We start from the raw sequence: 10,355 nt of genomic DNA, 5'->3' as shown, positions 1-10,355 counted from the left end.
GTTTCTATTTTGCATTATCTAGTTTTGAGAAAATCTCTCTAATGTGAACTAAGATACCTGTTTGGAATCCGATGTTCGAGCATTTTAATAAAATGCCATATAGTCTGGTGGCGATAGCAAAGAGGTCATACCCGTTCCCATGCCGAACACGGTCGTTAAGCTCTTTTGCGCCGATGGTAGTTGGGGGCTTCCCCCTGTGAGAGTAGGACGTTGCCAGGCAGATCAAGCTCAATCCATATGGATTGGGCTTTTTAATATACATAACAGAATAATTGTGCGCTGAAGTGTGTGTGTTTCGTAAGTTGTAAAAGTAAAGCTTTGATTGTAATTTACTGAAAGATCTGGATTCTGTCTTATAAAACTAGAAAAACCGTACATTCACCGTCTTTAAATCAAGTAATGAATTATTGCAAGAGTAGTAGAAACTAAGCAGTTTGTTAGTTTATACCTCAAAGAGCACTCCGAGTTCGGAGTGCTCTTTGTTTATAGGTTCCATTTTAAAAATCGTTCTCTCTCATGCGCGAAGATTAGTTAAAAATGCATTCTGGACCGAAAAAGGTGTCTTCTTTAAGAAATTCAGGTGGTTGTGGAAATGAAATATTAATTTTCTGTAGCTGACATTTGAACTAAGAGCTTTTCAAAGTATTCTAATGGTGACCTATCAAACCATATTAAATGAGAGATTCTATTTGTGCATATATGTTAAAAAGCCCCCTGTCTCGCTAGAAAATACTTTAGTTCCTCATCCCTGAAATAACTATTGGTAAGTTCCGGCCGTAGATAAAATGTTGTTTTTTGTTCGATTACTTTTCTCTTACTAAGTATTAGCCCTAGATGTTTGCTCGCAATGCCACAAGATTATAAACATACTTCCTATATAATTTGTAAAACCTAAAAAAAAGTAAATACATTTAGGTGATAATGCTATGCAAGAATTCTTAGATAGAGTGACAGGCTTTTTACCACCAGGAACAGCATTTATTTATGGAGCTGGGATCGTTATCGTTATATTAGGTGGACAATATGTAACATGTTTATTACAGGAAACATTAATGTTACCTTGGATGAAACAAGAAAACCAGCTTCAAAGAAAGCGGTTGTTAGAAGAAAAAAACAACCAAAAGTCATAGTTAATATAGGAGTGGGAAGTGATGAACTCTGAACATTATCAAATTTCTCCCATAGAAATGGCCATTACTTTAATATCCATGTTATTAGCTGTTGGAATCTTAACGTTACCACGGACATTAGCTGAAACAATAGAAACTGGAGATGGGTGGATCTCTGTTTTATTGAGTGGTGTGATTGCCATGGGAATTGTTTATATATTCGTACATTTACAAAAGCAGTTTCCGGAACAGACCCTTTTGCAATTTCTTGGGAAAAAGGGGGCTGGAAAATGGATTGCCAAATTACTAGCTCTTACATTTGTTGTCTATTTTGTAACTTTCTTAGCTTATGAAGCGCGCATGCTGACCATTATAGTACGAATGTACTTACTCGACCGGACCCCGCCTGAGATAACACTTGCGATTATTGTATTAACATCAACTTACGCAGTAACCAAAGGTATTCAGGGGATTGTCCATTTAAATTTAATGTTTATCCCTTTTATTGTGGGACTCTATATAATGTTAATTCTATTTAATGTAGAAAATATAGACATCTCGCAAATACGTCCGGTTATGTCGATGGGAATTTTGCCGGTAGTTGAAGGGATAAAACCTAGTTTGCCTTCTTTTCTAGGTCTCGAATTAATGTTTTTTTGGCTTGCCTATATGAAAAAACATGATTTGCGTGCAAGACCTTTAAACATAGGAATCGCTGTTGTGACACTATTGTACTTTCTGATTGTGTTTTTTTCGTATACCGTCATGTCAGTTGTAGGAGTGAAGCACAATGTCTTCCCAGCACTCGGATTAGCAAAAGAAGTAGAGATTGTTGAAGGGATGATCGAGAGGTTTGAGCCAATCATGATTGTAATTTGGATTATGGCTATTTTCACTTCAATGGCAATGATTCAGCTTCTTGCGCTTCAAATTATTAAATCGGAACTGATTCGAAAGAAAAAAGGGATTTGGATCCTTGCTTTTATAGCGTTTTTTGCATATTGCATAGCATTTATTCCTAATTCAATTCATGAAGTGTTTCTATTAGGAGAGTTGCTAAGTTATACAGGTTCTTCTTTAATTTTGATCGGCTTAGTAATTGGTTATGTAACGATCTGGTATAGGCGGAACAAGAAGAACAGGACAAAAAGTAGGGAGTTGTCGCAATGAGAAGGAAAATTGCTTTTGTTCTCCTTTGTATTCCTCTTTTATCGGGGGTGTTGGGACTTAAACGAAATTGAAGAGATTAGTTTTGTTATCGGAACTGCTTTTGACCCTGCTAGTGAAATGGATAGAGATGAATATAGAAAAGAAACGGGCAGGCAACTTCCAAAAGGGATGTTTAAAATGACCAATCAAGTCGTCATTCCAGGTGAAATTGAAAGTGGGGGAGAGGGGGGGAGTAGTAATGAAGGACCTTTTTTTAATATTAGCTCAATGGGAATGACAAGTTTTAAAACAAATCGTAATTTTACAACTAGAAGAAGTCGACCAATGAATTACGAGCACTTAAAAATAATTATTATTAATGAGGAATTAGCTCGAGAAGGGATTATGGATCATCTACTAGATTTCTTTGCTCGTGATCATGAAATGAGAAGGGACATGCTTGTTCTGATATCGGAAGGGCAAGGGTATGACATCTTAGAAAAAAAATTGCCACTAGAAATGATGCCTGCTATGTCTATTGAAATGATTAGTGAAAATGCACCAAGAGGTCACGGTATACCACAGGAAAAATATATAGGAGAATTAATAACGGATGTGCTTAGTGGGCAAAGTTATATTGTTCCACGCATTGTGGATAAAGAGGGGGATGATTTTAAGGTAGCTGGTGCGGCTATATTCTTGGGAAGTAATAATAAAATGATAGGTTTGCTTGGAGAGTACGATATTCAGGGGTATGGCTGGGTAACAGGAGAAATGGAGAATGAAGCATTGGAAGCATATTATGGGGAAAATGAAATTCCTTTTGTCTACGAAAATGATTTTACTCAAGTGAATGTTGATTATTCACATATAGAAGGAAGAGATGTCTTTAATCTTGAAATTCGATCGGAAGGATTCTTTGTTGATAATTGGATAGATCATATCGATCTCGATTCGGTGGAGACACTTCAGAAGTTAGAGCAAGAAATCGGAAGAGAAATTGAACGACAAGCTACTAAGATTATAAAAAAAATGCAGACAGAATTTTATGCAGATATTTTTAAGTTGCACGAAGAAGTGAGAATCAATGATTTTTCGCACTGGCAGCAAGTAAAAGAAAATTGGGATGGAAAAGATGGGGCTTTTTCAAAAGCCGAGATCAACATAGAAACACAAGTGGAAATACGTCATTATATGACAAACGAGGAATTGGAAGAAAGGAGGTAACGGATGTACAGAAGGCTATTAAAGAAATTAAGTGAAGATAAACAGAGGGAGTCTGACGAATACAATTATCAAGTCTCTAAAAATATTGATACGATGATTGAATCCATTAATAATATTGTGGGTGAAAGTGATGACGTTATTCAAAGAGAATTTAAGATAGATGCTCAATTAAAAGCAAGTTTATTTTTTGTGGATGGCTTAGTGTTTGATGCGGCTATTGAGGAACATATCATAAAACCTCTCATTTATTTCACGGAAATCAATAAAGAATACTCGACTAGTGCATTGTTAGATTATTTATTTACAGATGTCGTTACATTTATTGAAATATCTGTTAAGGAAACATTCGATGAAGCGATTTTATCTTTATTATCAGGTGAAACGATTCTTGTCATTGACGGTGTGGATAAATTAATCTTATTTGAAACAAGGCAATTTACTCAACGGGGGATTGAGGAACCTGAAAGTGAAGTAATCGTTCGGGGTCCGAGAGATGGCTTCAATGAAGTTCTCCATACGAACGTGATGTTGATTAGACGACGATTGAGAGATCCTAATCTAACGGTTCAATTTGGTCAATTAGGACGCCGTTCAAAAACTGATTTTGCAATCGTATATATCAAGGGATTACGAATCAAGAACTCGTTGAGGAAGTGCGTTATAGACTCTCTTGTCTAGATATGGATTTAACAATGGAAACAGGTGTTATTGAACAATATATTGAAGATAACGTACTATCACCCTTTCCTCAAGTATTGAGGACGGAAAGACCTGATAAAACCATTAATGCTTTAACGATTGGAAAAGTCGTTATTGTATTAGATGGTACGCCTTTTATCTTAATGACTCCAGTTACTTTTAGCGATTTAATGAAGGCGACTGAAGATAATTATGATCGTTGGCATATTAGTAGCTTTACCCGTTTGTTACGTTATCTAGCTGCATTTATGGCGGTGTTCTTGCCAGGGCTTTATATTGCAATGGTGTCTTATCATCAAGGTATGATCCCTACTGTTTTTGCCCTTTCAATCGCAGGGACTCGTGAAGGGGTTCCATTTCCTGCCTTTATTGAAGCATTCTTAATGGAAATTACATTTGAATTACTAAGAGAAGCAGGGATTCGTTTGCCACGTCCTATCGGTCAAACCATTGGAATTGTGGGAGGTCTAGTTATAGGAGATGCAGCTGTTCGTGCTGGGATTGTAAGTCCTGTAATGGTGATTGTCGTTGCAATTACGGCGATCGCATCGTTTGCTATTCCTGCCTATAATGTGAGTATTACATTTCGGTTATTGCGTTTTGCAGTTATGATAGCGGCAGCTTTATTCGGCTTATATGGAATTGTTATTACGTATATCCTTATAAATATTCATCTTGTTGGCTTAAGGAGTTTTGGCAGTTATTATACTTCACCATTTGCTCCGTATAAGTTTGGGGAGTGGTTGGATCTAATGATTCGTGCGCCACTTGTTCTCTTGAAGAATCGACCAGCTGAGCCAAAAATATTGGATAAAAAGAAAAAGGAAATGTAAATAACACAAACTAAACCTAATAAAGTGAAAAAAAGAGCTTGGGCTTTATTAGAGTTAGTTTGAGAGCGTTCTTAATGAGGAATGCTTTTTTACTGTGCGTTAAGCATGGTGCAATCTGTAGGGTGAAAGTACCGAACTGTGAAGACAGAAAGAGCAGTAGCTTAACGCAAGGGTGTTTCTGGTGACGGATCCTTACGTACGGTAATGTGAGAGGTCGGGGGTTAATCACCCCTCCTACTCGATTATCTATTGTGTTCAAATTCCCAAAACTATATCAATTGTAAAAATTGATTGAGAATAGTAAGAAAAGTTGTTCGATAGAAAAAGGGGAAATCGGGTAGTATATAAGGAAAACAGGATAGTAAATCAACTCTAACGCTGATTAGTCACATATTAAACAGTTAAATGTTCATAGCATTGCCTAAAGTTTCACATAGAAACAAATGTATTCGTGTTAAACTGTTGTTGTAAGTACGTATTAATAGATAAATATAATAGTAGGGAGAGAACAACAAATGAAAATGAAGATCCTTGCAGTTATTGGATTGCTTTCCGTTGCCCTAGCAGTTTTCGTTTTTTCGACAAATAACGAAGGTGACCTGACGAAAGAAATGGATGTTGAAAACATTAAAGAGTTGGTACAAGACTTTAGTTTAGGTAATATACAGAGCCAATCAGCTTCTATTACGTCGCATCAATTAATTGTGACAGATAGTTCAGCAAGTAAGGTCACATTTGACTTACCTGAAGAAGAATTCTTTGTTTCTATAGCGCCGTATGTTGAAAATACTCATACTTGAGCTATTCACAACTTGACAGGTTGTCAAGGAGAGTTAGTTAACGAAGAATTTTATATATATATTGAAGACGAGGAAGGCAATGTGGTCCTAGATGATGTGGTTACATCACACGCCAACGGCTTTATTGATTTATGGTTACCACGTGACCGAAAGTATAATGTAATGATTACTCATGAAGATAAAGTAGTAGAGTCTCAACTATCTACATTTGAAGGGGACAATACGTGCATTACAACAATGCAGTTCTTGTAGGGGAATGCTTTTGCTAGATGAATAAATGGAAACTCAGTTCGTGTGAACTGAGTTTTTTTCTGTGTATGTGTACTTTACTACTAGTAATTCTTTTGAAAAGTTATTATTACCTGAAAAATTTTCTTCTTAATTTTTCATATAACTAATTGAAGCTTAACTATTTAAAGGTAAATGGCATAGAGCGTAGAAGTATTAAAAAGAGCGGGAGTGTTTGCTACCCTGTTTTTGATGTGGAAAAAGTGAGTAATGGAGGAGGAATGGGGCGCAAGTGATTTTAAACTAAGGTAAATTTAAGAGGTTTTATATATATATTGAAAAATAATACATAAATCGGACATTAAATACCTAGCTTAGAGGTGAGTTGAATGAAACCAAGAATCTTGATAACGAAACAGTTGGATCAACAAGTCTTAAATTATTTATCCTCCTTTTGTGATTATACTGTTAGCGAAAAATTACCACGTGAAGATTTGATAGAACAGATTGGAGAGTATGATGGGTTGTTGACGACGAAAGTAAAAGTAGATGATGAGCTTTTAGTGAAAGCTCATCAGTTAAAAATCGTCAGCAATATTGCGGTAGGTTACGACAATTATGATGTTCAGGCAATAAAAAAACATCGGATTATGGCGACCCATACACCTGAAGTACTCGATGAAACAGTGGCAGATCTAGTTTTTGCTATTGTTTTAGCGTCGGCACGTCGAATTAGTGAGCTAGATGAGTACGTGAAAAAAGGCGAGTGGAATAAGGATGATGAAGAGAGTCTGTTCGGAAAAGATGTTTACGGGGCGACAATGGGTATTGTTGGTTTAGGGAGAATTGGTCAAAAAGTGGCAAGAAGAGCAACGCTTGGATTTGGCATGAATGTCATTTATCATAATCGCACTAAAAATAAAGAGGTTGAAGAAGACTTAGGTATTCGGTATGAAGAGTTAGATTCATTACTAAAACAATCTGACTTTGTAGTACTGATGACACCTTTGACAAAGGAAACCCTTCATTTAATAGGGAAGAGAGAGTTTGACTTGATGAAACGGGATTCTATCTTTATTAACTGTGCGAGGGGACAGGTTATAGATCAGCAGGCTTTAATCAAGGCGTTAAAGGAAAAACAAATTGCAGGAGCTGGTCTTGATGTTTTTGAAAAAGAACCAATTGATAAAGATAATGAATTATTAAAAATGAAAAATGTGCTGACCCTCCCGCATATTGGATCGGCTACAAAGAAGACAAGATTAGCGATGCAAATGTTAGCAGCGGAAAATATTGTTGCAGGGCTAACTGGTAACAAACCGCAAAATTTGATTAGTGAATTAAAGATGGACTTTTAATCAGTGAAAGTAAAGAGGAGAAGAATAAGTTTTGATAAAATATTAAAGGAGAGTTTGATGATGACTACTATAACTGAGGTAATTCAACAGCTTAACAATAGAAAACCTTTACCGCCTCTTTGCCCGGATAAAGCTTGGGATGTAAAGATAACTGACGATATTATGAAATTAACAAATCAAGAAATTACAGAAAGAGAGAATCCTTCACTACTTGCTGGTGATGCTGTTAAATCTGGTCTATTATTGTGGAATGATGAGCTAGATCTTTCGCATACGATCTCTCAGAATATGTCCGAAGATTTAGGAAGCTATTGGCACGGGATTATGCATCGTCGTGAAGGAGATTTCAGTAATGCAAAGTATTGGTTCCGTACTACTGGTAATCATGCGATTTTGCCTGTCCTGTACGAAAAAGCAAGTGAACTTTCAAAAGAGGTGAAATCATGGGGCGCTTGGGATCCATATCGCTTTATTGATGCTGTTGAACATGTTGTTTCTAATGAGCTAGAGTCATCACCCGAGGCAGAAGTTTTAAGACAAATTCAAGTACTTGAAATATCACTGTTACTGGAGTTTAGTAGAGGGGTTTAAGGAAAACGGTAAGTAAAGCATATTAATTGCTTTGTTTACCTTTTTTTTCTTTTTTTTTTAGAAAACTAATTCGAATTGACCGAGTTGTGCATTTGTTTGGCGAATAAAGGAAACAGATTTCTGTAGAACTCATAAACGACTACGGAATGGGCATATTAAGATCATTATTATTCCGTTCTATAGGAGGTTTGTGAAGATGAGTCAGGATCGATTATCTATTTTCGCGTTAGGTGGCATGAATGAAATAGGGAAGAACATGTACGCGATTGAATGTAACAACGATATCATTGTTATCGACTGTGGAAACAAGTTTCCAGATGAAAGCTTATTAGGAATTGATTTAATTATTCCTGATGTTTCGTATTTATTAGACAACAAAGAAAAGGTTAAAGCGTTAATTGTGACACATGGTCATGAAGATCATATTGGAGGCATTCCGTTTTTTTTGAAAAAGTTAAATGTACCGGTTTATGCAACTAGGTTTACTTTGGGTCTAATTGAGTTGAAATTGAAAGAGCATAAACTATTGGATGAAATAGAGTTAGTTGAAATTAATTCAGATTCAAAATTAGACTTTAACGACATTCAGGCGAGCTTCTTTAAGGTGACGCACAGTATTCCTGATTGCTTAGGTATTGTCTTTGATACATCGGAAGGACGGATTGTTCATACAGGTGACTTCAAATTTGATTTAACTCCAGCAAATAATGAGCATTCAGACATACATAAGATGGCGGAGATTGGAAAAGAAGGTATCCTGCTTTTGATATCTGAAAGTACGAACGCAGAACGTAAAGGTGCTACCCCGTCCGAACAAATGGTAGGTGCACATGTGGATGAGGCTTTTATGAAGGCGGAGCGTAAGGTGATATTATCAACATTTGCCTCAAATATTAGTCGTGTTCAACAAGTGGTTGACGCAGCGAGAAAAACAGGGCGTAAACTAGCATTGCTAGGAAGAAGTATGGTAAATGTTGTAGAGGTTGCTATGCAAAGAGGGTATTTACAGGTACCTGAAGGGATGATCATAGACCAGAATCAAATTAATGAAATGGCTCCTGAAAAAGTAGCCATTTTATGTACAGGAAGTCAAGGGGAGCCTATGGCAGCTCTTGCGCGTTTATCAACTGGCAACTTTCGTGGGGTAGAGATATTACCTGGTGATACGGTTATTTTTGCAGCAGGGCCTATCCCAGGAAACGAGCGTAGTGTTACAAGTATTGTTGATAATTTATTTGCTCGTGGAGCAAATGTCATTTATGGTTCTGGAAGCTCTTCAGGCATGCACGTATCAGGCCATGGTTATCAAGAAGATCTAAAACTAATGATAACGCTTATGAAACCAAAATATTTAATACCAGTTCATGGTGAATTTCGCATGCTTCATCACCATCGGTTATTAGCAGAATCTGTTGGAGTAACAGAGGGTAACACTTTTATTATGAACAATGGGGATGTCGTTGATATTGAAAAAGGAATTGCTCATCAGACTCGTAAAATCCCAGTTGGTAACACCTATGTAGATGGGCTTGGTGTTGGTGATGTAGGTGATCTCATTCTGCGAGATCGCAAACAACTCTCAGAAGATGGGATGCTGGTTATGGTTTTAACAATGAGTAAATCAGAGAGGAAGCTTGTTTCAGGCCCAGATGTGATTTCTCGTGGTTTTGTTTATACTAAAGATTCGGAAGAGCTTCAACGAGAAGTGAACCGTTTAATTAAAAAAACGGTTAATGATTTAATGGAAGAAAACAAATATCAATGGAATGTGATGAAACAGACTTTAAGAAAAACGGTGGGACAATATCTGTTTGCTCATACAAAAAGAAAACCGATGATTCTTCCTATCATTATTGAGATTTGATCATTACAAGAATAAGAAAATAGACGATAAATTGTTGTCTATTTTCTTTTTGTGTTTAGAGAGGGTAATTAATAATAGTAAAGAAGGAGAGATGTTAGGAGGATATTTGTTGATGTTGCTATTGCTATTAGTTATCGACTATGGTAGATTAATAAATCTAGCCGCAAAACATTATATTCACTTTATTGTTGCGTGGAATTCCTTATTGTGCTATAGTGTTATTTATAGCATGTTATTAAATATTCTCATTCGAAAAAAAGTTCTAGTTAAAATTTTTTCGAGAAGTTGTTGCATAGAATTGAAAGTTATGTTAAGATAATAAGTGTTGCTGCTGATGAATAAGTAGCGAGTGAGTTCTTTGAAAACTGAACAAAAGCCAAGCGAAAAGAGAAAACATGTTTTTCTCGTCAAAGTAATTTTCCGAATGGAAAATTGAATCATTATTATTTATGAGCACAAATCAAACACTTTTATGGAGAGTTTGATCCTGGCTCAGG

At 36.3% G+C, this 10,355-nt stretch carries 7 protein-coding genes, 1 rRNA gene and 1 pseudogene; all 9 read left to right on the top strand.

Annotation, left to right across the window (positions count from 1 at the left end; all coding sequences use genetic code 11):
• Positions 1-103: 103 nt before the first annotated feature.
• The 9 genes and pseudogenes from rrf to JCM9157_RS21810 all read left to right on the top strand — a co-directional run bounded on the left by rrf (position 104) and on the right by JCM9157_RS21810 (position 9,858).
• Positions 104-219 (top strand): 5S ribosomal RNA (rrf, locus tag JCM9157_RS21855).
• 707 nt (positions 220-926) lie between these two features.
• Positions 927-1,130, top strand: a complete 204-nt coding sequence (locus tag JCM9157_RS21850) for a hypothetical protein (protein ID WP_035668342.1) — start codon at positions 927-929, stop codon at positions 1,128-1,130.
• Positions 1,131-1,151: 21 nt separating this feature from the next.
• On the top strand, positions 1,152-2,279 hold the full coding sequence (locus JCM9157_RS21845; protein ID WP_035668340.1) for a GerAB/ArcD/ProY family transporter: 1,128 nt from the start codon (positions 1,152-1,154) through the stop codon (positions 2,277-2,279).
• A gap of 15 nt (positions 2,280-2,294) precedes the next feature.
• Positions 2,295-3,485 carry a Ger(x)C family spore germination protein gene (locus JCM9157_RS21840; RefSeq protein WP_035668337.1) on the top strand — a complete coding sequence of 397 codons (1,191 nt, stop codon included), beginning with the start codon at positions 2,295-2,297 and terminating at the stop codon, positions 3,483-3,485.
• A gap of 3 nt (positions 3,486-3,488) precedes the next feature.
• Positions 3,489-5,017: pseudogene (locus tag JCM9157_RS26170) on the top strand (spore germination protein).
• Positions 5,018-5,532: 515 nt separating this feature from the next.
• Complete coding sequence (locus tag JCM9157_RS25855) at positions 5,533-6,069, top strand: CueP family metal-binding protein (protein ID WP_173401266.1); 537 nt, start codon at positions 5,533-5,535, stop codon at positions 6,067-6,069.
• A gap of 365 nt (positions 6,070-6,434) precedes the next feature.
• Entirely contained in the window at positions 6,435-7,403 is a 969-nt protein-coding gene (locus JCM9157_RS21820) for a 2-hydroxyacid dehydrogenase (RefSeq protein WP_035668328.1), read from the top strand.
• 60 nt (positions 7,404-7,463) lie between these two features.
• Positions 7,464-7,994: a hypothetical protein gene (locus JCM9157_RS21815; RefSeq protein ID WP_052013310.1), complete on the top strand. Its 531-nt coding sequence runs from the start codon at positions 7,464-7,466 to the stop codon at positions 7,992-7,994.
• Between the two features lie 196 nt (positions 7,995-8,190).
• On the top strand, positions 8,191-9,858 hold the full coding sequence (locus JCM9157_RS21810) for a ribonuclease J (RefSeq protein WP_035668325.1): 1,668 nt from the start codon (positions 8,191-8,193) through the stop codon (positions 9,856-9,858).
• Positions 9,859-10,355: the final 497 nt, after the last annotated feature.

The sequence above is a fragment of the Halalkalibacter akibai JCM 9157 genome, from assembly GCF_000513135.1.
Lineage (GTDB): Bacteria > Bacillota > Bacilli > Bacillales > Bacillaceae_D > Halalkalibacter > Halalkalibacter akibai.
Note: the sequence above shows the minus strand (reverse complement) of the source record. Positions and strands in the feature narration are given on the sequence as shown.